At 65.4% G+C, this 24,528-nt stretch carries 25 protein-coding genes and 1 tRNA gene; 11 read left to right on the top strand and 15 right to left on the bottom strand.

Annotated elements, in window-relative coordinates:
- Positions 1-49: 49 nt before the first annotated feature.
- Positions 50-640, bottom strand: coding sequence for a tetratricopeptide repeat protein (locus ACXAF5_RS06350; protein ID WP_474947809.1), 591 nt, complete (start codon positions 638-640; stop codon positions 50-52).
- A gap of 100 nt (positions 641-740) precedes the next feature.
- Here ACXAF5_RS06350 and ACXAF5_RS06345 point away from each other — a divergent pair, with 100 nt between their 5' ends.
- From ACXAF5_RS06345 to ACXAF5_RS06330, 4 genes are all read left to right on the top strand, one after another.
- Positions 741-1,028, top strand: coding sequence for an SCP2 sterol-binding domain-containing protein (locus ACXAF5_RS06345; protein ID WP_239323066.1), 288 nt, complete (start codon positions 741-743; stop codon positions 1,026-1,028).
- A gap of 32 nt (positions 1,029-1,060) precedes the next feature.
- The gene (locus ACXAF5_RS06340) at positions 1,061-2,020 is read left to right on the top strand and encodes an alpha/beta hydrolase (RefSeq protein ID WP_474945956.1); all 960 of its coding nucleotides are present in this window, start codon (positions 1,061-1,063) and stop codon (positions 2,018-2,020) included.
- A 447-nt stretch (positions 2,021-2,467) separates the two neighbouring features.
- The gene (locus ACXAF5_RS06335; RefSeq protein ID WP_239323064.1) at positions 2,468-4,288 is read left to right on the top strand and encodes a M3 family oligoendopeptidase; all 1,821 of its coding nucleotides are present in this window, start codon (positions 2,468-2,470) and stop codon (positions 4,286-4,288) included.
- Positions 4,289-4,404: 116 nt separating this feature from the next.
- Positions 4,405-4,896: a GNAT family N-acetyltransferase gene (locus tag ACXAF5_RS06330; RefSeq protein WP_474945955.1), complete on the top strand. Its 492-nt coding sequence runs from the start codon at positions 4,405-4,407 to the stop codon at positions 4,894-4,896.
- A gap of 199 nt (positions 4,897-5,095) precedes the next feature.
- On the opposite strand, the gene ACXAF5_RS06325 is transcribed toward ACXAF5_RS06330, so the two are convergent.
- Complete coding sequence (locus ACXAF5_RS06325; protein ID WP_239362794.1) at positions 5,096-5,365, bottom strand: DksA/TraR family C4-type zinc finger protein; 270 nt, start codon at positions 5,363-5,365, stop codon at positions 5,096-5,098.
- Between the two features lie 249 nt (positions 5,366-5,614).
- Positions 5,615-6,604, bottom strand: a complete 990-nt coding sequence (locus ACXAF5_RS06320; RefSeq protein ID WP_474945954.1) for a Gfo/Idh/MocA family protein — start codon at positions 6,602-6,604, stop codon at positions 5,615-5,617.
- A 169-nt stretch (positions 6,605-6,773) separates the two neighbouring features.
- On the opposite strand from ACXAF5_RS06320, the gene ACXAF5_RS06315 reads away from it, so the two are divergent.
- A complete protein-coding gene (locus tag ACXAF5_RS06315) occupies positions 6,774-7,946 on the top strand; it encodes a dipeptidase (protein WP_474945953.1) in 1,173 nt (390 codons plus the stop codon).
- A gap of 742 nt (positions 7,947-8,688) precedes the next feature.
- On the opposite strand, the gene rpoH is transcribed toward ACXAF5_RS06315, so the two are convergent.
- Entirely contained in the window at positions 8,689-9,588 is a 900-nt protein-coding gene (gene rpoH / locus ACXAF5_RS06310; RefSeq protein WP_239323059.1) for an RNA polymerase sigma factor RpoH, read from the bottom strand.
- Positions 9,589-9,765: 177 nt separating this feature from the next.
- Positions 9,766-10,599: a LysR family transcriptional regulator gene (locus ACXAF5_RS06305; RefSeq protein ID WP_474945952.1), complete on the bottom strand. Its 834-nt coding sequence runs from the start codon at positions 10,597-10,599 to the stop codon at positions 9,766-9,768.
- Positions 10,600-10,699: 100 nt separating this feature from the next.
- On the opposite strand from ACXAF5_RS06305, the gene ACXAF5_RS06300 reads away from it, so the two are divergent.
- The gene (locus tag ACXAF5_RS06300) at positions 10,700-11,128 is read left to right on the top strand and encodes a hypothetical protein (RefSeq protein ID WP_474945951.1); all 429 of its coding nucleotides are present in this window, start codon (positions 10,700-10,702) and stop codon (positions 11,126-11,128) included.
- A 197-nt stretch (positions 11,129-11,325) separates the two neighbouring features.
- On the opposite strand, the gene ACXAF5_RS06295 is transcribed toward ACXAF5_RS06300, so the two are convergent.
- Positions 11,326-12,363 carry an RluA family pseudouridine synthase gene (locus ACXAF5_RS06295; protein ID WP_474945950.1) on the bottom strand — a complete coding sequence of 346 codons (1,038 nt, stop codon included), beginning with the start codon at positions 12,361-12,363 and terminating at the stop codon, positions 11,326-11,328.
- Between ACXAF5_RS06295 and ACXAF5_RS06290 the strand changes: the two genes are divergently transcribed.
- Positions 12,362-12,685 carry a DUF6476 family protein gene (locus tag ACXAF5_RS06290; RefSeq protein ID WP_474945949.1) on the top strand — a complete coding sequence of 108 codons (324 nt, stop codon included), beginning with the start codon at positions 12,362-12,364 and terminating at the stop codon, positions 12,683-12,685. The genes ACXAF5_RS06295 and ACXAF5_RS06290 overlap by 2 nt on opposite strands.
- A 123-nt stretch (positions 12,686-12,808) precedes the next feature.
- Here ACXAF5_RS06290 and ACXAF5_RS06285 read toward each other — a convergent pair whose 3' ends face one another.
- Positions 12,809-13,372, bottom strand: a complete 564-nt coding sequence (locus ACXAF5_RS06285; protein ID WP_474945948.1) for a hypothetical protein — start codon at positions 13,370-13,372, stop codon at positions 12,809-12,811.
- Positions 13,373-13,586: 214 nt separating this feature from the next.
- Between ACXAF5_RS06285 and ACXAF5_RS06280 the strand changes: the two genes are divergently transcribed.
- Positions 13,587-13,955, top strand: coding sequence for a hypothetical protein (locus ACXAF5_RS06280; RefSeq protein ID WP_239323053.1), 369 nt, complete (start codon positions 13,587-13,589; stop codon positions 13,953-13,955).
- Positions 13,956-14,269: 314 nt separating this feature from the next.
- Here the strand turns inward: ACXAF5_RS06280 and ACXAF5_RS06275 are convergent.
- Positions 14,270-14,346 (bottom strand) — tRNA-His (locus tag ACXAF5_RS06275).
- A gap of 207 nt (positions 14,347-14,553) precedes the next feature.
- On the opposite strand from ACXAF5_RS06275, the gene ACXAF5_RS06270 reads away from it, so the two are divergent.
- Together ACXAF5_RS06270 and ACXAF5_RS06265 are read left to right on the top strand one after the other, a co-directional pair.
- The gene (locus tag ACXAF5_RS06270) at positions 14,554-14,742 is read left to right on the top strand and encodes a DUF6324 family protein (protein ID WP_239323052.1); all 189 of its coding nucleotides are present in this window, start codon (positions 14,554-14,556) and stop codon (positions 14,740-14,742) included.
- Between the two features lie 263 nt (positions 14,743-15,005).
- Entirely contained in the window at positions 15,006-16,127 is a 1,122-nt protein-coding gene (locus ACXAF5_RS06265; protein ID WP_474945947.1) for a chemotaxis protein CheA, read from the top strand.
- Between the two features lie 56 nt (positions 16,128-16,183).
- Here ACXAF5_RS06265 and ACXAF5_RS06260 read toward each other — a convergent pair whose 3' ends face one another.
- Together ACXAF5_RS06260 and ACXAF5_RS06255 are read right to left on the bottom strand one after the other, a co-directional pair.
- Complete coding sequence (locus tag ACXAF5_RS06260; RefSeq protein WP_474947808.1) at positions 16,184-16,648, bottom strand: MmcB family DNA repair protein; 465 nt, start codon at positions 16,646-16,648, stop codon at positions 16,184-16,186.
- 580 nt (positions 16,649-17,228) lie between these two features.
- On the bottom strand, positions 17,229-17,543 hold the full coding sequence (locus tag ACXAF5_RS06255) for a hypothetical protein (RefSeq protein ID WP_474945946.1): 315 nt from the start codon (positions 17,541-17,543) through the stop codon (positions 17,229-17,231).
- A 201-nt stretch (positions 17,544-17,744) separates the two neighbouring features.
- Between ACXAF5_RS06255 and ACXAF5_RS06250 the strand changes: the two genes are divergently transcribed.
- Positions 17,745-19,295, top strand: coding sequence for an adenylate/guanylate cyclase domain-containing protein (locus tag ACXAF5_RS06250; RefSeq protein WP_474945945.1), 1,551 nt, complete (start codon positions 17,745-17,747; stop codon positions 19,293-19,295).
- A gap of 66 nt (positions 19,296-19,361) precedes the next feature.
- On the opposite strand, the gene ACXAF5_RS06245 is transcribed toward ACXAF5_RS06250, so the two are convergent.
- The 5 genes from ACXAF5_RS06245 to ribB all read right to left on the bottom strand — a co-directional run bounded on the left by ACXAF5_RS06245 (position 19,362) and on the right by ribB (position 24,057).
- Positions 19,362-21,011 carry a BCCT family transporter gene (locus ACXAF5_RS06245; protein ID WP_239323048.1) on the bottom strand — a complete coding sequence of 550 codons (1,650 nt, stop codon included), beginning with the start codon at positions 21,009-21,011 and terminating at the stop codon, positions 19,362-19,364.
- A gap of 40 nt (positions 21,012-21,051) precedes the next feature.
- Positions 21,052-21,468, bottom strand: a complete 417-nt coding sequence (locus ACXAF5_RS06240; protein ID WP_474945944.1) for a universal stress protein — start codon at positions 21,466-21,468, stop codon at positions 21,052-21,054.
- Positions 21,469-21,872: 404 nt separating this feature from the next.
- The gene (gene nusB, locus ACXAF5_RS06235; RefSeq protein ID WP_239323046.1) at positions 21,873-22,367 is read right to left on the bottom strand and encodes a transcription antitermination factor NusB; all 495 of its coding nucleotides are present in this window, start codon (positions 22,365-22,367) and stop codon (positions 21,873-21,875) included.
- 26 nt (positions 22,368-22,393) lie between these two features.
- Complete coding sequence (locus tag ACXAF5_RS06230; RefSeq protein WP_474945943.1) at positions 22,394-22,918, bottom strand: 6,7-dimethyl-8-ribityllumazine synthase; 525 nt, start codon at positions 22,916-22,918, stop codon at positions 22,394-22,396.
- A 14-nt stretch (positions 22,919-22,932) separates the two neighbouring features.
- Positions 22,933-24,057 (bottom strand): 3,4-dihydroxy-2-butanone-4-phosphate synthase, encoded by a 1,125-nt coding sequence (gene ribB, locus ACXAF5_RS06225; RefSeq protein WP_474945942.1) that lies wholly within the window; start codon positions 24,055-24,057, stop codon positions 22,933-22,935.
- Between the last annotated feature and the right edge of the window lie 471 nt (positions 24,058-24,528).

Raw genomic sequence — 24,528 nt, 5'->3', positions numbered from 1 at the left:
GCGACGGCGTCAGGGGTTCCATTTCAGGGATTCGCCCGGTGCGGCCGGCTCAGAGCGCGCGGCCCTCCACCTCGGCAGACAGGCGATCCAGCGCCTTGGTTACTTCCTCGTGATGCGGATGTATAGCCTTGGCGCGTTGATAGGCGTCATAGGCCCGGTCCGGGTCGCCGAAATATTCAAACACCTGGCCGAGGCCAAAGATCGCATTGTAGTCATTCGGGTTCAACGCCAGGGCGCGCTCCAGATCGGCCACCGCCGGTCCGAACCGCTCGGCATTGAAAAAGGCCCGCGCCCGTTCCGACCAGCCCTCGGCAAACTCCGGCGCGTGATCCGTCAGCGCGGTCAGATGTTCGATCGCCAGGCGCCACTCGCCGCGTGCCATCGCGTCCCGCCCCCGGCGCAGCAGCAGATCCATCGCCGGCGATCCGCTGCGGCTCCAGAGCGCCTGCAACTCGCGGTCCAGTGCCGCGGCATCCGCCGGATCCGCCTCTTGCAGCCGCGCCAGCAGATCCGCCTCGCCCAGATCCGAGAGGTTGACAGCCGCCGCCTCCTGCGCCGAGATCGCGGTCGGCAATGAGGGGATGACGGCCAGCGAGATTGCCGCCACGATAGCTTTGAGATTCGCGCAAGTTCTGCCCATAACTGGAAAGGTAACGGCAAAGGGTGCAAAATCCAGTACCCGGAACAAAAGCTTCACAGTTTTGTGCAGGATGCGCAGAGCCCCAGTTAGGAAAGACGACATGAGCGACACCCTGGAACAGGCAGCAGCAACGCTGAACGAAAAGATGGACGGCGGCTTCGACAGCTCCGCCAAGTTCGAAATCACCGGCATGGGCGCCATCATGCTCGACTCCAACGGCGCCCGCGTCGGCGACGAAGAGGCCGATGTCACCATGACCGCCGATGCGGAGACCTTTCAGGAGATCCTCTCGGGCGAGCTGAACCCGACCGCGGCCTTCATGGGCGGCAAGCTGACCATCGACGGCGACATGGGCGTGGCGATGCAGCTGGCCCAGGCGCTGGCCTGATCGCGGGTCCGATCGCGATGAAGGATCAGCCGATGGCCCAGGCCTCCCCCGCGCCCTATTTCGCCGATATCGCGCAGGGCCCGGCAGAGGCACAGGCGCATTGGCTGACCACAGGCGATGGCCTGCGCATCCGCGCGGGCCATTGGCGGCCCGCGGGCCCGGCGGCGAGCGCCGCAGAGGGCACCCTGCTGCTCTGTCCCGGCCGCACCGAATATATCGAGAAATACGGCCCCTTTGCCGCCGACATGACCGCGCGTGGCTATGCGGTGCTGGCGGTGGACTGGCGCGGTCAGGGGCTGGCAGACCGGGCCCTGTCCGACCGTCGGCTGGGGCATGTGGGGCATTTCGACGAATTCCAGCAGGATATGGCGGCGCTTCTGGCCCATGCCGAGGCCCTGGACCTGCCCCGCCCCTGGCACCTGCTTGGCCATTCGATGGGCGGGGCGATCGGCCTGCGCGCGCTGATGGACGGGCTGGACGTGGCCAGCTGCATCTTCACCGCGCCCATGTGGGGCATCCGGATCCCCGTCGCGCTGCGCCCGCTGGCCTATGCGTTGACGCGTTTTGGCCGCCACATGGGGCTCAACCACCGGCTGGTGCCCACCACCACGATCGAGCAATATGTGCAGGTCACCCCCTTCGCCGGCAATACGCTGACCAATGATCCGCAGATGTATGCCTTTCTGCAGATGCAGATGGAACGCCAGCCGGACCTGGTGCTGGGCGGCCCGACGGTCCAGTGGCTGGGCGCGGCAATGCTGGAATGCGCCGCCCTCGCGCAGGCGCCCTCGCCGGATCTGCCCTGCCTCACCTTCCTCGGCGACAGCGAACAGATCGTGGCGACCGGCCCGATCCATGAGCGCATGGCGCGCTGGCCCGGCGGACGGCTGGAGCTGGTGGCGGAGGCCCAGCACGAGATCCTGATGGAGCGTCCCGCGGTTCGCACCCGGGTGCTCGACCAGATCGTGGCCCACATGCGCGCCGCACGCTGATCTCCCCACCAAACGTCAGTACCCGTTTCCGTCTGCCGCGTTAAGACGGGGGCCCTCCCGCCCCCTCTTGTGGCCTCGCGGCCCCATCGAGGCGTTGGGCCGCGCGCCGCGTGCCCGATGGGCACGCGGCGCGGGTCGCTTCGGGCGCAGCCCGAAGCGAAACACCTGTCGCCTCTGTTCGACCCTAGCTCATCCCCGCCCCCGGGATGCCCCCACCCGGACCGCAAACCGGCCCCAAACTGGCCCCGGCCCGATCCTGCCCTCAACCGCCTCCCGGCACAGGTTTGCGCGGCGGTTTCTCCGCCCGATCCCTGCTCTGCGCTTGTGCCTTCGGGAGCGGCGACCTAAGTGTCGTTGAGAACCAAATCCCGCGCCCGGCGCCGCACGCCCCTGCCTTTCGCAGATCCTAGCGGCCCCGGGCGCGACCAGACATCTGACGGAGGTCCCATGTTCCAACTCCCCTTCCCCGTGCACGACGCCAATGCCTCATCCGGATCGGATGATCTGGGACCGCTGCCGGAGTGGGATCTCACCGATCTCTACGCCGCGGAAGACGCCCCCGAGCTGAGCCGCGACCTCGACTGGCTGCAACAGGAATGCGCCGCCTTTGCTGCCGATTACGAGGGCAAACTGGCCGATCTGGACGCCCAGGGGCTGCTCGACTGCGTGCTGCGCAACGAAAAGATCAACAATATCGCCGGGCGCATCATGTCCTATGCGGGCCTGCGCTATTACCAGCTGACCACCGATGCCGGCCGCGCCAAGTTCCTCTCCGATCTGCAGGAAAAGGTCACCGTCTTCACCACGCCGCTGGTGTTCTTCACGCTGGAGATCAACCGGATCGAGGATGCGACCCTGGACGCGCTGTTTGCCGCCAATGCCGACCTCGCCCGCTACAAGCCGGTGTTCGACCGCATCCGCGCCATGAAACCCTATCAGCTCTCCGACGAGCTGGAACGTTTCATGCATGACCTCGGCATCGTCGGCGACGCCTGGGAAAAACTCTTTGACGAGACCATCGCCGGCCTCACGTTTGAGATCGACGGCGAGGAACTGGGCATCGAGGCGACGCTCAACTTCCTGACCGAACAGGACCGTTCCAAGCGCGAAGCTGCGGCGCGCGAACTCGCCCGCGTCTTTGCCGACAACATCAAGATCTTTGCCCGCGTGCACAACACCCAGGCCAAGGAGAAAGAGATCATCGACCGCTGGCGCGGCATGCCCAGCCCGCAGATGGGCCGCCACCTGTCGAACGACGTCGAACCCGAGGTGGTCGAGGCCCTGCGCGAGGCGGTCGTGGCCGCCTACCCCAAGCTCTCCCATCGCTATTACGAGTTGAAGCGCAAATGGCTTGGTCTGGACCGCATGCAGGTCTGGGACCGCAACGCGCCCTTGCCGATGGAAACCACCCGCATTGTCGACTGGGACGAGGCCCGCGCCACGGTGATGGAAGCCTACGAGGCCTTTGACCCGCGCATGGGCGAGCTGGCGCAGCCGTTCTTTGACAAGGGCTGGATCGACGCGGGCGTGAAACCCGGCAAGGCTCCCGGTGCCTTTGCCCACCCGACCGTCACCAATGTGCACCCCTATGTGATGCTCAACTACCTCGGCAAGCCGCGCGACGTGATGACCCTGGCGCATGAGCTGGGCCACGGCGTGCATCAGGTGCTGGCCGCCGATCAGGGCGAGATGCTGTCGTCGACACCGCTGACGCTGGCGGAAACCGCGTCGGTGTTTGGCGAGATGCTCACCTTCCGCAAGATGCTGGAGAAGGCCGCAACCAAGGAAGAGCGCAAGGTGCTGCTCGCCGGCAAGGTCGAGGACATGATCAACACGGTTGTGCGCCAGATCGCCTTTTATGACTTCGAGTGCAAACTGCACGCCGCCCGCGCCGAGGGCGAATTGACTCCCGAGGACATCAACGCCCTGTGGATGAGCGTTCAGGCGGAATCCCTGGGCGACGCGTTCGACTTCATGGAGGGCTACGAGACCTTCTGGGCCTATATCCCGCATTTCGTGCATTCGCCCTTCTACGTCTATGCCTATGCCTTTGGCGACGGCTTGGTGAATGCGCTCTATTCGGTCTACGCCGAGGGCGCCGAAGGGTTCGAGGACAAGTATTTCGACATGCTCAAGGCCGGGGGCTCCAAGCACCACAAGGAGCTGCTGGCGCCCTTCGGTCTGGACGCCTCCGACCCCAAATTCTGGGACAAGGGCCTGTCGATGATCTCCGGCCTCATCGACGAGCTGGAAGCGATGGAAGACTGACGGCCTTCGGCGCAGGCGTCATCTCATGGCGCATGCGCTGAAAATCGCCGACAATTCGAACAGTTCGGCCCGCCGCATCGTGACGGCGGGCCTTTTTTATGCATCTTTAACGCGCCATGACGACGCCCACGCCCATCGACTTTCTGCGACTGACCCGCTCGGATCACCATCTGGTGCGCCATATCGAAGTGGCGCCAGAGCAGATCGTCTACTGCGGCACCGTCGACATGGCGTTTGCCTCGACCGAAAAACGGCTCAACCTCTATGCCATCCAGGCGGCGGGGACTCCGGTTGGGTTCTTCAAGATCGACCTGAAATACCCGGAGACCTACGGGTTTGCCCGCGAGGGCGATCTCGGGCTGCGCGCCTTCATGATCGATCACCGCCATCAGGGGTGCGGCATCGCAACGGCAGCGCTGGCGGCCCTGCCCGGCATGCTGCACCGGCTCTATCCGGCGGCCACCGCGGTGGTGCTGACCGTCAACATCCGCAACCAGATCGCCGTGCGCAGCTATCTCCGGGCGGGTTTTGTCGACACCGGCGAAATCCACGAAGGCGGTCTCGCCGGGCCGCAGCATGTCATGCGGCTGGATTTGCCGGACAGCTAGTGTGCCGGACACCCAAAACGCCCTCACCGCCGCCGATCATCGCCCCAATATCGCAGGGTCATCGCAAACCCCGCCGGAGCCGCGCCCCAAGAGGGTCATCCCAATCGCGACCGGCGTGGACAGGCGCGCTCACACCGGCGTGGACAGGCGCGCTCACAGAGTGCGCTCCCAACCGAGGCCAGCCCCGGCCCCAGCACCCTCACTTCAACTGGCTGTCCTTGCTGCCGCGCCGATTGATGCCACCCCGGGCGCGCAGGGGTCCGTCCCGATCCTGCTGGCAGTCGATACAGAGCTTCACCCCCGGGATCGCCTGACGGCGGGCCTCGGGGATTTCCTCTTCACAATCGGCACAATGGCGGAGGCTCTCGCCCACAGGGGCGCGCCGCGTCTTCAACCGGGCCAGCTCATCCGAGATCGACGCTTCGATCTGTTCGCTGACCGCACCATCCTTTGCCCAGCCTCCGGCCATTCGTCGCGCCTCCTCACACTCACAGCAAGAGCCACCATCGTAGCGCCGCCCCCTCCAAGGGTGCAAGCCACACGCGCATGATCTCGCAGAGCCGCAGGTCAAGAGGGGTTGCGCCGTGCGACGCACGTCGCCCGGCGGCAGGCCGCGCCTCCGGCGCGGCCTGCCCGGCCCAACGGGCCGGTCTGCATGTTTCATGCAGAGCGGACGGGCGGGAGCCTCCCCGCCCGCCGCAGCGGACCAGCGCCCGGGTCAGAGATCCGTCGCCACCGCAAAGACCTGATCCATCATCTCCTGCGTCCCGCGGGAGAATTCCAGCGGACAGGGATAGGACGCCCCCTCGCGCACCGCGCGGCCAAAGCTCTCGACCTGCAGCTTGTAGTGATCCGCCACCGGAAAGCGTTCCTCCAGCACCTGTCCGGCAGCCCCCGCCGGTCCTGCCTGGTGCAGCTCCAGCCGGGCCTCGCCAAAGACACGCGGATTGAACGGCGCGGTCAGGCGCAACACGCCCTTGTCCCCGTGGAACACCATTTCCTGATAGGGATGCATGCGGGTGCTGACATAGGCCCGGTACAGCACTCCCGGAAACCGCGCCTGCACGTCAGAGACCACATCAACGCCGTTTTCCCATTCGATCTGCGCACTGACCACTTCGGGCTCGGCCCCGAGCACAAACCGCGCGCTGCCAAAGACATAGACCCCGATGTCACGCAGCGCACCGCCGCCGGTCTCGGGGCGATTGCGGATATTACCGGTATCGGCGCGATTGTCGAAGGAGAACTTGCCCGACACATGTTTCACCTGACCCAGCGCGCCGCCCTGCACCAGATCACGCGCCCGCTGCCACTGCGGGTGATGCACGATCATATAGGCTTCGGCCGCCAGCACACCGGCCGCCTCCCGCGCCGCGATCAGCTGGTCGAACTCCGCCGCCTGCAGCGTCGCCGGCTTCTCCACCAGCACATGCTTGCCCGCCGCCATCGCCTTCAGCGCCCATTCCACATGCAGGTGGTTGGGCAGCGGGATGTAGACAGCATCGATGTCCGCATCGGCCAGCAGCGCCTCATAGCTGTCAAAGACACGCAGCCCCGGCGCAAAGGCCTGGAACGGCGCCGCCTTCTCTGCGCTGGAGGTCGCCAGCCCCGCCAGCTCTGCGCCGCTGGCGGCGTGAATTGCGGGCCCCATGTGTTCACGGGCGAATTTGGCAGCCCCGAGGATGCCCCAACGGACGGGGTTCGGCATGGTCACTCTCCTTTGCACAGGCATGGATGTTTGCGCTCACATATCGTCGCAGCATAGAGCCTGCAATCCTCCGGGGCAAATGCGCCGGGATCTCCCTTTGCGGGAAAACCCCTTGCACGACACGCCCCCTGGCGTAGCCTGCCGGCACACCACACGGAGGATCAGGACAATGGCAACACTGATGAAATGGCTCGGGCGGCTGCTCCTCCTCTGCGCGGCGGCGGTCATCGGCGTCCTGCTGTTTGGCCCGGCCTATGTCGAAAAGACCCGCAACCGGGTGACCGACCATGCCCCCTATCCGGTCAGCGCCGAGGCGCGCGCCCTGCATGACAGCCTGCTGATCGGCGATCTGCATGCCGATTCGCTGCTGTGGAAACGCGATCTGACCAAACGCGGCAGTCGCGGCCATGTGGACATTCCCCGGCTGATCGAGGGCAATGTGGCAGTGCAGGTCTTTACCGCAGTAACGAAATCCCCCGCCGGACAGAACTACGATCACAACGACGCCAACGCCCGGGACAATATCACCCTGCTCGCCATCGGGCAGCTCTGGCCGCTGCCGACCTGGTCGTCGCTCCACGAGCGGGCGCTCTACCAGGCGGAAAAGCTGCACCGGGTCCAGGAGCGCGCCGACGGACGCCTGCGGATCCTGCGGACCGAAGCCGATCTGGACGCGCTGCTGGACCTGAAGCGCGGCGGAGAGCCCGTGGTCGGCGGCCTCCTCGGCCTTGAAGGGGCGCATCCGCTGGAGGGCGACCTGAGCAAACTGCAGGCGCTGGTCGACGCCGGCTACCGGGTGATTGGCCTGCATCATTTCTTTGACAATGCGCTTGGCGGTTCGCTGCATGGCAGCGGCAACCAGGGGCTGACCGACTTTGGCCGCGCGGTGGTGACCGCCAGCGTGGACCAGGGGCTGATCCTCGATGTGGCGCATTCCAGCCCGCAGGTGGTGCGCGATGTGCTGGCGATGACGGATGTGCCGATCATCCTGTCCCATGGCGGCATCCACCGGGCCTGCCCGGTCAAGCGCAACCTGCGTGATCCCCTGATGCAGCAGATCGCTGCCAGCGGCGGCGTGATCGGGATCGGCTATTGGGCGGATGCCGTCTGCGACCCGAGCCCGGCCGGTGTGGCGCGGGCGATCCGCGCCGCGATCGAGGTGGTGGGCGAGAATCACGTCGCCCTTGGCTCGGACTTCGACGGCTCGGTCACCACCGCGTTCGACAGTTCCGAACTGGCCGCCCTGACCCAGGCGCTGCTGGATGAGGGACTGACGCCCGCCCAGATCCGCAAGGTCGCCGGCGAAAACATGCTGCGCGTCCTGCGCGCGCGGCTTGACTGAGCCCCGCCCTGTCATCACCGCAATCCTGCATCGCTTTGATGCGGCGCGATTTTCTGCCCCACATGGCAAATCCCGAGTCCGCTGGTCGGAAATAATACCCGACAACATCAGTCAACTATTTGATTTTGCTCGATTTTTTGTTGACCCCGTATGCTGGAACGGCTATCCATAACGCAACTGCAGCAAGCCAGATGACACGGCAGCGCGCAGCTCGCTCTCCAGCCAGGCCCCTCGGGACCCAGCCAGATCGCCAGCCACGCCAGCACCCAACCTCACCCAGCCAGCCAATGCAGTGACCGCTGTTGCCCGCAACGCCCCTCGCAGCCAGCACCGCAGCGCTCTTCCGTCACATGTCGTGCCACTTGATCGGGCCAATCGCATCGGGTCCCTATGCGCGCCCCATTGCCCGCACCTGTGACCGTTGCCCGCCACTCTGACGTGACGCGCGGGCAACCTCCCCCGCACAGACAACCTCGCCGCATGGCTGCCGCCAAACGCCCGCCCCGACATCGCCGGGCAGGACTCCGCTGGGCGGTCCGGCGTGTCGCTGTCCTGCGGCGCCTACTTGTGCCGTTGCGCGCAAACCGGACGTCGCCCAAGCCCCGGCGCAAGTCACTTGCGACGCCGAACACCGGCACCCCCACCATGGGGGGCAACACAAAAAGGGGCCACCGCTGTGGTGGCCCCATACTTGTCGGCACCGAGGGAGAAAGGTGCTGATGACAAATCGTGTCGCGCCGGGTCAGGCGGGCTGCTGCATCATGCCCTTGCCGGTCGCCAGCTCTCGCATCTTCTTCTGCAGCTTCTCGAACGCCCGTACCTCGATCTGGCGAATGCGTTCGCGGCTTACGTCATATTGCAGGCTCAGCTCTTCCAGGGTCTTGGCCTGCTCCGCCAGCCGGCGTTGCGTCAGGATGTCCTTTTCGCGATCATTCAGCACGCTCATCGCCTCGGTCAGCAGCTCGCGCCGCGCCTCCAGCTCGTCACGCGCCTCGTAATCTCCGGCCTGATCCGCGTCCTCGTCTTCGAGCCAGTCCTGCCATTGCATGGTGCTGTCGCCGTCGCTGCCCACCATGGCATTGAGCGAGGCATCACCGCCGGACATCCGGCGGTTCATCGAGATCACCTCGTCCTCGGTCACGCCCAGGTCGGTTGCGATCTTCTTCACCACATCGGGACGCAGGTCGCCGTCCTCCAGCGCGCCGATCCGCGCCTTGGCCTTGCGCAGGTTGAAGAAAAGCTTCTTCTGCGCCGAGGTGGTCCCCAGCTTCACCAGGCTCCAAGACCGCAGGATGTATTCCTGGATCGACGCGCGGATCCACCACATGGCATAGGTCGCCAGGCGAAAGCCCTTTTCGGGATCAAAGCGTTTGACCGCCTGCATCAGACCCACGTTGGCCTCGGAGATCACCTCCGCCTGGGGCAGACCATAGCCGCGGTAGCCCATGGCAATCTTGGCCGCCAGACGCAGGTGAGAGGTCACCATCTTATGCGCGGCTTCGGTGTCCTGCTCCTCGACCCAGCGCTTGGCCAGCATGTATTCCTCTTCCGGCTCCAGCAGCGGAAACTTGCGGATCTCCTGCAGATAGCGATTGAGGCCACCTTCGGGAGAGGGGGCGGGCAGGTTTGCATAATTTGCCATCAGATCTGTCCCTTTCGAATGTTCAAGGACTTAACATCAGCCCAATTGGTTGTCTCCGGCGCGCAATTCAAGTGCGCTGTTGTCCAGTGTTATACAAAGGACAACGCAAGTCCTCTGTGAAGTGTGTCACAATAGCCGTCAAAAAAACTCATCTTTCGATCAAAGCATTGATAGCAATCATATTTCTCTCAACGGCGCTGCGATCTCCTCGGCCAGTTCACGCGCTGCGACCGTCCGGCGATGCGCCAGCCCCGCCCGGCGGTGCACCTGCGGGCCGGGCTGAACGGGGCGCACGCACACCCCCGCATGCTGGGCCCCATGGCGCAGCGGCACAAAGGCGACGCCAAGCCCGGCAGCGACCAGATCCAGCAGCTGCGGGTCATTGGTCGCAGCCGCCCCGGCGCGGCCCGGCGTCAGCCCCTCCTCCGCAAGGAGATGGAGCATATCCGCCTGCGGGCAATAGGGCCGCTGGATGAAGGGCGCCCCCGCCAGATCTGCCAGCGCCACCGTCTCGCGCTGCGCCAGCCGGTGCCCCACAGGCAGCGCCACCCCGTAGCTGTCCTCCCACAGCGGCAGGAACACATATCCCGCCGGGGTGCAGGGCTCGGCAATACAGGCGATGTCGCAGCTGCCAGGGTCATCGGTGAATTCGGGCACCACCTCCGGTCGCCGCCGGGTCAGCGCCTGAAGCGGGGCCGCGAATGGCGCCAGCACCATGTCCGGGTGACAGTAGATCCGCACCGCCTGCGGCACGCGCGGCCGCAACCGTGCCGGCAAATCGGCCAGATGGCTGACACTCGCCGCCGCTTCGCGATAGAGCTGTGTCCCCAGCGCGGTGACCTGCAACCCCTGACGCGAGCGCAGGAACAGCGCCCCGCCCAGGTCGCGCTCCAGCCGCTGGATGGCGGCGGAAACGCTCGGTTGGCTGACATTGTTGACCTGCGCGGCGCGGCTGATGGACCCGGTCTCATAGGCGCTCAGGAAATAGCGCAGCGGGGTGATTTCAAACATACGATCATCCTATGCAAAACATAGCTGACATCAGCCTATCCTATGTGCGCACAAACCGCCATCTCTGGTGTCACCTTTCAGGTCGTACAGGAGATATCTCATGACCACAGCACCAACCGCCGCCGCCCCCCGATCTGCCGGAACGGCCCGCCCTGTCATCGACACCGTTCTGCATAAATTCGTCGCGGGCGCGCCGGATCTGATGTCGCATCTCGCGGATGACATCGATTTTCGCATTGATCACTATGCCGATGACGTTGATGCCAGTTGGCAAGCCGGCCACGGGATCGACGCCATGGGCCGCATTCTCGGACGGCTGGCGACGGATGTGTTTCCACGCGGCACCGAAGCGCTGGAGATCGACGTGCAACCGCTGTCCGACGGCTGGCATCTGACCCGCTTCCATCAGCAGTTCTACTACGGGGTCAAAGGCTATGAGGTGACCAGCGTCACCTATATCCTGTCACATGAAAAAGACGGCAAGCTCGACTATTTTCGCGAGACCGTCACCGGCGCTCTCCCCCTCTGATCCCGGGGCGTCGGCGCCAAGCCCGCAATACCGGGAGCGCTCCCGCCCCTCCTTGTGGCCTGACGGCCCCATCGGAGCGTTGGGCCCCGCGCCGCGGGCCCGATGGGCCCGCGGCGCGGGTCGCTTCGGGCAAAGCCCGAAGCGAAACACCTCGCACCACCGCCGCTTGCCATCGCCACCCTGGGCACGCGGCACGCTCAGGCCGTGGCTGCTCCGCGCAGCGCTGTGATCAGCTGTTGCATGTCATCCGGCAACGGCGCCTCGAAACGCAGGGTGGCTCCGGTCACCGGGTGCTCGAACCCCAGCACCGCGGCATGCAGCGCCTGCCGGGGGAAGCCGTTGACCGCCGCCAGCGCGGCCGCGCTCAGCGCCTTGGGAGAGATCTTGCGCTTGCCCCCGTAGGTCGGATCGCCCAGCAGCCCATGGCCGGCATGCGCCATATGCACCCGGATCTGATGGGTGCGCCCGGTTTCCAGCCAGCACTCCACCAATGACGCCACCGCGGGCGTTCCAAAGGCCTCGACGATACGCGCCCGGGTCACCGCGTGACGGCCGCCCTCAAACAGCACCGCCTGGCGCTGGCGGTCGGTCTTGTGGCGCGCCAGCTGCGTGGTGATCTTCAGGATGTTGCCCGGCTCGAACCGCGCCCCCCGCACACCGCGCAGACGCGGATCATTGCCGTCCGGCACCCCGTAGCAGACCGCCTGATAGTAGCGCTCGACGCTGTGGCGCTCGAACTGCGCCGCCAGCCCCTGGTGTGCCGCATCGGATTTCGCCACCACCAGCAGGCCCGAGGTCTCCTTGTCGATCCGATGCACGATGCCGGGGCGCTTCACGCCGCCCACACCGGAGAGATCCGCGCCGCAGTGATGCAGCAAGGCATTGACCAGCGTGCCCGACGGGCTGCCGGGGGCCGGATGCACCACCATGCCTGCCGGTTTGTTGACGACGATCAGATCACCATCCTCGTGGATCACATCCAGCGGGATGTCCTCGGGGCCGATATGGCTGTCCTCGGCCTCCTCCACGGTGATCGCCACCTGCGCGCCCTCCGGGATGCGCGCCTTGGCGTCACGGGCCACTGCCCCATCCACGGCGACGCCGCCACTCTCGATCAGCCGGGCCAGACGGGTGCGCGACAGGTTCGCTTCCTCTGGCACATCGCGCGCGATCGCTTTATCAAGCCGCTTGGGCGGGTTCTCCGCGATCACAAATTCAATGCGGCGGCTGGCCATGACACATCCTTCCGAGTCTGAAACCATAGACGAACCGGCGCAGCTGCGATTCCTGCGGCGCCTGGTGACCACGCTGACCGTGATCATGGTGGGCGGGGTTCTAGTGGTAATCGCGCTGCTTGTCATCCGTTTGTCGGATGGCGATGCGGCGCCGCAGTTGCCAGCCGACATCACCCTGCCCGATGGCGCCACCGCGCGGGCGGTGACCTTCGGCACCGGCTGGGTCGCCGTGGTGACGACAGAGGATCAGATCCTGATCCTGGACAGCGAGACCGGCGCCCTGCGCCAGACCCTGCAGATCCAGCCCGCGCCTGAGGACTGAGCTTGGGCCCTCGGACGATTTAGGGAGCCTGAGCCTCTAGACGGACCGCGGCGTGACGCGGGCTGAGACCGCCCGGACCTGGCGGCCCGCGCCGACGCGACGCGCAAATGCGCGCGGTCGGGATCAGGAGCGCAGCAGAACCTTGCTGGAATCCAGCGCCTGCGCAATCCGCGTGTACTGGCTCTGCCGCTGGCGGGACCCGGCGCTGCGCAGCAGTACCGTGCGCGCCTCGTCCAGAATGGCCTCGGCCTGCTGGTTCACCGCCGCCAGCTCTGCCGCATCCACTGCCACCAGCGGGCGCGCGGTTGCACCGCCACCGGCCTTGGCACTGGACACATTGATGCGCCCCTTGCTGCGATCCCGGTTGTCGCGGGCCAGGGTCTCCAGCTTGGCAGAGGCCTCCGCCAGCACGCTGCGCACCTCGTCATAATCGGTGCCCTCCGGGATCTCTCCCGACACCGCCTGCAAGCGCTCCGCCATACAGTCGACGCGGTAGCTGCGATCCTCCAGCCCGCCGCAAAAAGCCTGGATCGTGGCCAGGCTCTGTACCAGCTCCTTGAGAAAATTCGCCGAGCCGAACTGACCGGAGGGCACCACGACGGTATAAACCAGCTGCTGTTGGGCCTGCGCCACCTGCCCGCCTGCCACGAGAAAGGCCGTTGCCAGTGCTGCCGCTGTCTGTTTCATCTCAGAATCTCCATTGGCGAATGCAAATTGCAGTATGCCCCTAGGCTACCTCAGGATCGCCTCTCTGCGAAGCCCGCAAAGCCGCAGCGCCTTTGTCCCAAGGCCCTCGCAGCATCTCCACCAGAAAAATCATCGAAAATTCCCCGTGGACGGGCTATAGTCGCGTGGCAGACTATCCCGCAAACGCAGCGTTCAACTGATACGAGAGGGCTTCATGATGCCACGCCTCCACACCGGTTTTGCAGGCCTTTGCCTTGCCCTGCTCCCTTCCCTCGCACCGGCGCAGGGCGCCGCCGTCGCCGAAGCGCGGGCCCGACTGGTCTGTGGCTCCGGCACCGTGGTCTCGGCAACTTATATTCCCGGCGGTCTGCTTCAGGTGACCTGTCGCCAGAATGCGCCCAGCTCCTCCAACGCGTCCAACAGCGGCAGCACGGGCAACAGCCTCGGCACCGGCGGATTGGGCAGCACCGGCGTTGCCGTGGGCGCCGTGGCCGCAGCCGTGGCGCTGACCGTGGCCACCTCCAGCTCCGACGCGACCACCACAACAGCCGCCTCGGACGACCCGGAGCCCGAACCGGAATAATACCGGCACAGCCGCTTTATACCAATACATCCACGGCCCCGGCCGCTGCCTCAAGCGCGGCCGCGGCTTTGGCGCGCGCGCCTCGGGATGAGGTGCAGACCTCAGCTATTTTGCGGTGGCCTGTGCAGTGACACCGGTTGGCAAGAACGCCTTCCCGCCCCTGTCTCCTCCCGGCCCATACCCTACCTCACCCGCCTGCGCCGTGCATCGCGCGGGCAGCGGTCTCGCGGCCTCCGCAACGGTCGACAGCCACAACGAAACCGGCCAACGCCGGGCGGCCTATTCACATGTCACAGCGATGATTTTGGTGAGGGTGGTACCACCTCCCCGGCTCGAACGGGGGACCTCCTGATCCACAATCAGGCGCTCTAACCAACTGAGCTAAGGCGGCACTGCGGGGGCATTTATAGCACAGAATCCCGGAGCGCAAGAGGTCTCTGCACAAGTTTTTTACACGAAGGCAAAATCTCTTGTCCGGCACCGCGCGGCGTCGGGTCCTGTTCGGCGCAGGCGGGCGCGCGGGGCGACATCTTGCTTTTTAGGCGCTTGCGGGATAGCAGGGATGCTCACCGCGAACTGCCGCCCGAAGGAGCTGCGCATGGGTATCAACACCGAACGTGACATCGAAGCGAACATGCAGATCGGCCCCACCGATGTCGGCATGGTCCGGATCTTCATCGAAGCCGATGGTCTGGAGATTCCCATGGACTTCGATCCGGAGGAAGCCGAGGAAATCGCTGACGAAATTCGCGCCGCGGCGCAGGCGGCGCGGGCCGTCGCTTCCTGAGCAGCCCTCCGCCACGTCAGAGCATCGGAGCCGGGCCGCGCGCCCGGCTTTTTTATGTCTGCCACCGCCGCAACCCCGCCCCAATCCGGTCCTTTCCGCGACCGTAATCTTACCGCAAGACCCCAGGGTTAACTGGCTAACACCCTTGTATGGGCGGAATAATTCATCGAATTTGAGGCGTTCTATTTACTGGAATTAGGCTCCTGTTAACCTCACTCTCCAAATGATTAAGAGACGTCAAGTTTCTGCTTGGAGCGTATGTAATGTATCAGTTTGCCATCCCGCCGTCGGGACATATGGTCACCCTGCCCGGCGCGATCGCCTCGGCCAACGGCCCCAAGGCGGCCGCCCTCTCGCTGTCCAGCACCGAGAGCCTGACGGCAAACCAGCTACAGACCCACGTCACCCAGGCCCGCCGTGTGCGCGAGAAACTGATCGAGCAGGTGTCCAAGCCGCCAGAACCCGGCTGGAAGACCGCCATGAACCAGGTCGCCGATACGGTCGAGCAGATGGAGAAGGTGCTCGCCTTTCTCCAGTCACAGGCCGCCGCTCTGCCTGCCACGCCGGAGAAGGACATGGGAGCCCTCGCGGTTTACCCCTCCGGTGCGGCGATGCAGCAGTCCGGCAGGACGTCGGACACTCCCCCGTCGGCGGCAGAATCCCCGACGGTGTCCACCGGTGCCGCCGAGACCACGGCCGCGACAGCGCCCGCGCGCCCGCCGCGGGTGATCTATGTGATGGAGGACGGCGTGGTCATTGTCGGCCTGCCGCCTGAACCCGCCGATCCCGGCACGCGCGCCGACCGCACCCCCGATGCGACCGCCGCCCCGGCGCAAGCGGACCCGTCACCACAAGCTGCGGCGTCGGAGCTTCGGGCGGAGGCACCGCGCAACGCGGCAGAAGACACACAGCCCGCCACGACGGTGGTCAACCTGCCGCTGACCGACGCGCAGAAACAGGCCAGTCAGGATCTGATCGCCCTGGCCCGCAAGGCCTATGCCCAGTTGCAGCCCGCCTCTGGCACGCTCCCCGCGGCCACCCCAGCTGAGGACACCACCGGCGCCCTGATCTCGGACGAGACCGTGGGGCTGACCGGGGCCTTGTCGCAGCCCGCCCCTTACGACCGCACGGCAGAGCGCCTGCCGACCCGGCCGGAGCCCCTGCCGACCTCCCCCGTGGGGGCCGCCCAGTTGAGCAAATCCCCCGAGCGAACAGCGCCGCAGGATCCGCTGATGGCGGTGTCACCGCCCTATGACCGCGATCCACTCCGTGCAGCAGCGGATGCCGCCGCCGAACAGCAAATGATCGCCCTGCACCTAGAAGGCACCAACGACATCATCTATGTGGTGCCCCCGGCCAAGGCGGCCATGGATCTGATCGCCTGACCGCCTGACCAGCTGATCGCCGCCGCGCGGAGGCAGGCGCGCGCCGCGCAGAGCCTTCAGCCCTCCTCAGGCGACAGCGGAGTGAACAATTGCCCGTCGCGCCCCGGACGCGGATCGCGCAGGCTCTGCAACCGTCGCGCCGCATCCATCGCAAATTTCTGGATCACCTTCTTGCGACGCGCCGGCGCCAGCTTGTGCTCAGGTGCCATGCGCACGACCTCGGCATCATAGGCATCCGCCAGGATCAGGCCGGTCTCCTCTGGCAGCAGTTCGGTGGGAAACTCCACATCCACCGCCCAGAAATAGCGGTCGCACCACTCCAGATAGCCCTGCCATTTGCTGTCGCTCTGAAAATCGGCGCGGCTGGATTTGCACTCGATCACCCACAGCTCGCCCTTCGGTCCGAGGGCCATCACGTCCACCCGCAGCCCGCGCAGGGGCACAAATTCCTCGATCGCGGCAAACCCCATGGAGCGCAGATAGCGGCTGACCCCGCGCGCCAGACGCTGCCCCGGCTGCATCAAAGCCAGCGGTGCATCCTCATCCGGCGCAGCCGCCCCGCCATCGCGCAGGGGGCCGGTGTCAAAGGCGTCATCATCAAGATCATCAAGCTCTGGCTGGGTCATGAGACAACCGTGAACAATTCATGAACAAAAATCAACCCCGCAACCGGGTGCAGATCGCATGTCTCCGCCCCCTTGTGTCCGGCCCATCGCCGCACTAGGTAGTGCGTCAGGCGGGTTCTGCCCTTCTCGTGACAGGCAGCATTCTGGTGGCCTTAAGCAAATCCGAGGGAGCTGGCTCTGTGCGGATCCTGGTCCGTTTACCTGGCGCCCACCTGTACATACAGGTCCTCGGGAATCAAAGCCGCACGGTTGACTGGTGGTTCCCGCCACTTCTGCCATCTCCGTTGCACAGTCCGACTCGATATGACCGCAAGCCACGCAGCCCGCGCGTGTAGACCGGTCAGGGCGACCTCCGTTCAAGAATAACATTTCAGCAGATCAAGAGCCCGTGCCCCAGAGGATTTGCCCCCCGCGCTGCTCCGGCCACGTGCAAAGCGCGCACTGAGAGCTGATCACTCGGGCGCGGGACAGGCGCTCAGGCGCGACGGCCCGGCTTTACCGCCTTGGCCGGCACCAGAACCGGACGCAGCGTCGGGCCCACCGGAGTGCCCCCGCGCGGGGTCTCGTCGCGCTCTGCCATGGCCATGATCTTGAACCCGAACTGCACGCCTCCAAACACCACCGCATTGGAGATCCACAGCGCCAGCACCGCGACGACACCCGCGTCGGAGCCGAACACCAGCGCCCCGAGGTTGGCGACATTGAACCACAGCAGGATGCCCACGAACAGCGCCGCCAGCACCAGCCCCCAGAGGGCGCTGCGAATGTAAAGCTTGATCAACTCGGGCATGGCACTCTCCTCGACAATACAGTCAAAAGGTAGGGCGCGCCCGCTGCCACGTCCAGTCCGACACAGAATCTGCGACGATTTGGCCGCGCCCGCACGTATAGTATGCAGCACCGGCAGCGGGCACCGCCCCGGCAGCGCCGCGACCAGAGACACAACCGGGCCACAGACGCCACGGACCCAGAGCCAGAGGGACGACAGACCATGACTTTCAAACGCCGGATCGGGCGCTTCTTCGTCAACAAGCCGCATCTGATCAACTGGGGGCTGGCGCTGGCCATCCTCGCCCTGCCGGTGGTGGTCTGGCTCGACCTGATGGCGATCACCGACCAGTCCCTGCGCCGCCAGGGCCAGGCCCTGGACGCGGTGCTGGACACCGTGCGCGGCTACTACGCCCGCAATGTCATCGCCCGGCTGGACCCCGACGGCCAGACCATTGCCACCCACGACTACCACGACCGCGCAGGCGCGATCCCGATCCCGGCCACCATGTCGATCGAACTGGGCGACGAGATCGCCGGTCACGGGCTGGATGTCTCCTACCGCTTTGCCTCCGACTACCCCTTTGCCGGGCGCGAGGCGATCACGCTCAGCCCGGCGGAAGAGCGCGCGTTGAGCCGGTTTCGCGACGGCGCGGACGACCACCTGCTGTTCTTTCGCGGCGCGGAGGCCGGGCTGTTCTCGCACCACCTGACCATGGTGACCCCGGTGGTGATGGAGGAGGCCTGCGTCGCCTGCCACAACAGCCACCCCGACAGCACCAAGACCGACTGGCAGGTGGGCGACATCCGCGGCGTGCAGTCCTACAGCATCGCCCAGCAGGTGGCGACCAGCCTGTTCTCCTTCAGCCACCTGCTGCTCTATATGGTGGTGGTCGGGGGGCTGGGCATCCTGTTTGCTGTGCATCAGTTGCGGCTGGCGCAGCGCTTTCGCAAGATCAGCGAGGAGCTGACCTCCAACAACGAATTCCTCGCCGGCATTTCCATGAAGATCTCGCGCTACCTGTCACCGCAGGTCTACCGGTCGATCTTCTCCGGCGAAAAGGACGCCTCGATCTCGACCGAGCGCAAGAAGCTGACGGTGTTCTTTTCCGACATCAAGGACTTCACCCAGACCGCCGAGACCCTGCAACCCGAGGAGCTGACGGCGCTCCTGAACGAGTATTTCACCGAAATGTCGGCGATCGCCGCCAAACACGGCGCCACCATCGACAAGTTCATAGGCGATGCCATCGTGGCCTTCTTTGGCGATCCCGAAACCCTGGGCACCGCCGAGGACGCCCGCGCCTGTGTGCGCATGGCGCTGGAGATGCAGGAGCGGCTGGCGGAGCTGGAACAGGAGTGGCGCGCCCGCGGCATCGACCGCCCCTTCCGCGCCCGCATCGGCATCAACACCGGCTATTGCAACGTCGGCAACTTCGGCTCCGAGGCGCGGATGGACTACACCATCATCGGCGCCGAGGCGAACCTGGCGGCGCGGCTGGAAGCGGCGGCGGAACCCGGCGGCATCGTGATGAGCCATGAAACCTACGCACATGTGCGCGATTTCGTGGCCGCCGAGCCGATGCCGCCGATGCAGTTCAAGGGCATCACCCGCGACGTGCACCCCTATGCCATCGCCCCGGGCCGTGCCGGCACCCTGCCCCCGACCGAGGCCAGCGCCGACGGCAAGAGCCTGACGGTGCATCTGGACCGGCTGGACGAGGCGACGCGCCGCCAGTTGCAGGCGCTTCTGGACAAACCGGCCAAGGGCTGACCCCACTAGCAATGCAAAACGGCGCCCACCGGGGCGCCGTTTCTCGTTTCACATTGGGCTTGCGGCTCAGGTGTTCTTGCGCTCGCTCATCAGGCCCCGCAGGATCGCGTAGCACATCACCAGCAGCACCACCGTGAACGGCAGGCCGGTGGAGATCACCATCGACTGCAGCGACTGCAGGCCCCCGGCGCTCAGCAGCAGCACGATCGCCACCGCACCCTCAAAGATGCACCAGAACGCCCGCTGCGGCACCGGCGCGTCGACCTTGCCGCCCGCAGTGATGGTGTCGATCACCAGCGAACCGGAGTCCGAGGAGGTCACGAAGAACACGATGACCAGCACGATGCCCACCAGCGAGGTGATCCCGGCCAGCGGCATCACGTCGAGCATCTTGAACAGCTTCACCGGCAGGTCCGCCTCTTGCGCAGCGGTGTAGCCATCGGAGATCACCTGGAACATTGCGGTGCCGCCAAAGACGCTCATCCACAACACGCAGACCAGCGACGGGATTAGCAGCACGCAGGTGATGAACTCCCGCACGGTGCGGCCCCGGCTGACGCGGGCGATGAACATGCCCACAAACGGCGACCAAGAAATCCACCAGGCCCAGTAGAAGGAGGTCCAGCCCTGCATGAAGTTGACGTCCTCACGCCCCACCGGGTTCGACAGCGCCGGCAGGAACTGCAGATAGGCCAACAGCGAATCCCAGAACAGCGACAGCAGGAACACGGTCGGCCCCACCAGCAGCACAAAGATCAGCAGCAGGAACGCCAGACCCATGTTGATCTCGGACAGCACCTTCACGCCGCCATCGAGGCCGCGCATGACCGAGACCAGCGCGATCGCGGTAATGGCCGAAATCAGGATCACCTCGGTGGTGGAACTGACCGCGATGCCAAACAGCTCGTTCAGACCCGCGTTGGCCTGCGTCGCGCCAAAGCCGAGCGAGGTCGCCAGGCCAAACAGCGTTGCAAACACCGCCAGGATGTCGATCACGTGACCAACCCAGCCCCAGACCGCATCCCCAAAGATCGGGTAGAAGGCAGAGCGGATGGTCAGCGGCAGACCCTTGTTGTAGCTGAACAGGGCCAGCGCCAGCGCCACCACGGCATAGATCGCCCAAGGGTGCAGACCCCAGTGAAAGATCGTCGCCGCCATGCCCAGACGCACGGCTGCGGCCTCGTCGCCCCCGGCGGCACCCAGCGGTGCCCAGTCGGTGCGCACCCCATCCTCGGCGGCGGTGCCGCCCATGGAGGATGCAAAATGGCTCAGCGGTTCAGAGACGCCGTAGAACATCAGGCCGATGCCCATGCCGGCTGCGAACAGCATCGCGAACCAGCCGATATAGCTGTAGTCGGGCTCTGCTTCGGTGCCGCCCAGCCTGACGTTGCCAAAGGGCGTCACGATCAGGAACAGACAGAAGATCACAAAGATATTCGCGGCACCGAGGAAGAACCAGTCAAAGCCCTTGGTGACCGTGCTGAACAGCCAGGAGAAAATGGAGCCCGCCTGCTCAGGCAGGGCAAGCGTGTAAAACACAAAGGCCACGATCGCGAGGCCCGAAATGGCAAAGACCGGGTTGTGGATGTCAAACCCCAACGGGCCGACAGACCCTTCCACATTGTCCTGGCCGATTTCATATTCTGTTTCGATGATATGTGCTGCGCCGTCCGGGCTTGGGATGCCGTCGGACGTTTCCGGCGTTTGGTCGGTCATAGGTACCGCCTTTCGTTTCGGAGTTTCAATTCGATGTCAGTCAATCCCGCACCAACAGCACCGAGGCGGTGCTATGGGCAGCCACATGGGCCCCGTGACCGGCCCAGATGTAATCCGAGATATTCGGAACATGCGTGGCCATGACGACAAGATCCGCCTTGAGGTCGGCAATCGCCTGCTCCAGCGCCTTGTTGAGATCCGTCGAGGGATCATGGGTCATGATGGCATGGCTGGTGGCCTGCACCCCATGGCTGGCGGATTGGCTTTCGGCGAATTTCTCCAGCTTGTCCTTGTATTCCTCGGGCGTGCGGGCAACGGCGCCCGGAGTGGCCGAGGCCACCCCGACATAACACAGCTCGGCCGAATGGGCCTTCGCCATCCCCACCGCCACTTGCAGCGCTTTCTGCAATGCGGCTTCATGCGCCAGGTCCACTGGCACGACTATTTTCTGAAACATTTCCCCTCCTGTTTCTGGCAGCCCCCGTGGGCGTTTTTGTTTCCGGGTCGGCAGTCGGTTCCCGAAATTGGAACAACTGTCCTTGGCCTGCAAGCTGACAGGTTTTGCGGGGCAAAGCAAACAACTGGTTGTTTATTGTGCATAATATAGGGGTTGGCGGGCGCTGCACGCCGCCCGCACGTCGCAAAGCATCAACAACCCGTCGCATTGATGCATCATCCAAGCGCGCCGCAGCCACCGGCACCGATGTCCGAACGCGGCGCCCGGCGCGTCTTGCCCCGGTGCAATGCCCGCCTATCGCCCTGCAAAGACCCCACACTCGAACAGAGCGCGCCAGCGCGCGCTCCGGGGTCAGGGTCCAAAGGTTCGGAGAAAAGGCCGGGGGAAACCGCAGTAAGCGGCGATCAGAACGCCTCGGGCTTGGCCTCGCGGGCCATATGGTCGAGCACCGCATTGACGAAACTCGCCTCACGGCCTTCGGGAAAGAAGGCGCGCGCGATGTCGACATATTCGTTGATCACCACCTTGACCGGCGTGTCGCTCTCGACGAACTCCGCCCCCGCCGCGCGGAACAGCGCCCGCAGGGTCGGGTCGATGCGGGCGATCGGCCATTTCGCCACCAGCGCGCGGTCGGTCATCTGGTCGATCTTTGCCTGATGGTTGACCGCGTCCCGCAACAGCTTGCGGAACAGCTTGGTGTCGCCCTCGGCAAATTCGCCCTCCTCATAAGAGGCCCCAAAGCGGTGGTTCTCGAACTCGGCGATCACCTTGTCGAAGGACAGATCGCTATGCTCCATCTGGAACAGCGCCTGCACCGCATAGAGACGCGCGGCAGAGCGGGCCTGCGTCTTGTTCTTGCCCGGTTTGGGGCCCGGGTTCGGGGCGTCTGTCGAGGTCATGGCGGGGGCGTTCCGTTGTTAGAGAATCAAGCGAGCCGATAGGAGTCGGAGGCAGGCTTGAAGCCGACTCCCTTGGTCTGGGCGCCCCACTTACGCGCGAGCGCGATCAGATGCAAGGCCGCAGCCGCCGCGCCGCCGCCCTTGTTCTGGTCGGCGGGATCGGCGCGCACCTCGGCCTGTTTGCGGTTCTCCACCGTCAGGATGCCATTGCCGATACACAGCCCCTGCAGACCCAAGAGCTGGATCGCCCGCGAGCTGTCATTGCAGACCGTGTCGTAATGGGTGGTCTCGCCGCGGATCACGCAGCCCAGCGCCACATAGCCGTCAAAGTTCGACGCCCGGTCGGAAATGCCGATGGCGGTGGGGATCTCCAGCGCGCCGGGCACCTCGACCACCTCGTAAGAGCCGCCCACGGCCTCGATCTCGGCCACCGCACCAGCGACCATATTGTCGGCGATGTCCTTGTAATAGGGCGACACCACGATCAGCAGCTTCACCGGCTTGTCGAATTCCGGGCGCGGCAGGATGTAATGGCTTTCTTGTCCGGCCATGACGCAGGCCTCCTTTAGCTGTCACTGGACAGGATGGGACGGGTGCCGACGATCGACAGCCCATAGGCATCCAGCCCAACATATTTGGTTTCCGGCGAGTCGGTGAGCAGGATCAGCTCCTCAATGCCGAGTTTATTGAGAATTTGCGCGCCAAGACCGGTTTGCTTGATCGTGCGCACCCCGTCCTCGTCCGAGGCATAGAGCGCATTGCGCGGCTGGCGGAACAGGCACACCACCCCGCGCCCCTCCTCGGCCACCAGCTGCATCGCCTTGGGCAGCTCGCCCGCCGGTTTTGGTCCCAGCCCCAAGAGATCCGAGGCCTCATGCAGCGCATGGGTCCGGGTCAGCACCGGCTCGGGCGTGGAGATGTCGCCCTTGATCAGCACGACGTGTTCCACATCATGGGTCTGGTCGGTAAAGATCCGCATCTCCCACGCGCCGCCATATTCCGAGGTCACGGTCTTGCGCGCGGTCTCATCCACTAGGTTGTCGTTCTTGGTCCGATAGGAAATCAGATCGGAAATGGTGCCGATCTTCATGCCGTGGGTCTTGGCAAACTCCACCAGATCCGGCAGCCGCGCCATGGTGCCGTCTTCCTTCATGATCTCGCAGATCACCCCGGCGGGTTTGAGCCCGGCAAGACGGGAAATATCCACCGCCGCCTCGGTATGGCCGGCGCGCACCAGCACACCGCCCCGCTTGGCCCGCAGCGGAAACACATGGCCCGGCGTGGCGATCGCCGCCATGGTGTTCTGCTCGTTGATCGCAGTGGCGACGGTCAGCGCCCGATCCGCGGCCGAGATCCCGGTCGAGACCCCCTCGCGGGCTTCGATCGACACCGTAAAGGCGGTCTCATGGCGCGAGGAATTGTTCACCGCCATCATCGGCAGGCCCAGCCGGTCGATGCGCTCGGCGGTCATCGGCAGGCAGATCAGCCCACGCCCGTGGGTGGCCATGAAGTTGATGGCCTCCGCATCGGCAAACTCCGCCGCAATCACCAGATCGCCCTCGTTCTCGCGATCCTCGTGGTCCACCAGGATATACATCTGACCGGCGCGGGCGGCGTCGATGATCTCTTCGATGGGGCTGATGGCGTCGCGCAGTTCGGCTTCGACGGGACCGGGCGTTTCATAGCTCATGGGCGGATGGCCTTTTGCTGATGGGGGCGCGCGAGCGGGAATGCCCCGTCCGCGCCAGGTTTGTGTCCGTCGGGATAGACCACGAAAGGGGCAAATACCAGCCCCGCAAGCGGCACATCCCTGCACGCGACCGGCGCATCCCTGCACAGAGGCTCGGTTTTGCGACACCGCTGCGGCCTGCGCCGCGCGCCGCCCCGGCAGGGGCGGCGCGCCCGGCCCAACGCCGGGGGGCGCATCTGTGATGCGTGCCCCGGGGGCGGGAGCCCCCCTTCTTACCTGCGGGCGGGAGCCCCCCCTTCTTACCTGTGGGCGGGAGCGCCTTCTTAACCCGCGGGCGGGTGCCCTCCCCTGCGCCTCGACGGGCGACGATATGCCGTGCGCCGTTGCCACCCCTCCGCGCGCCCTGGTGGCGATTTCCTCACCCCGCCGCGCTAGTCTGCACCGGATCGCGATCCCCGGCCGGGAGTAAAG

The organism is Epibacterium sp. ABV4_022, assembly GCF_056159345.1.
This window is presented reverse-complemented; position numbering and strand designations above follow the sequence as displayed.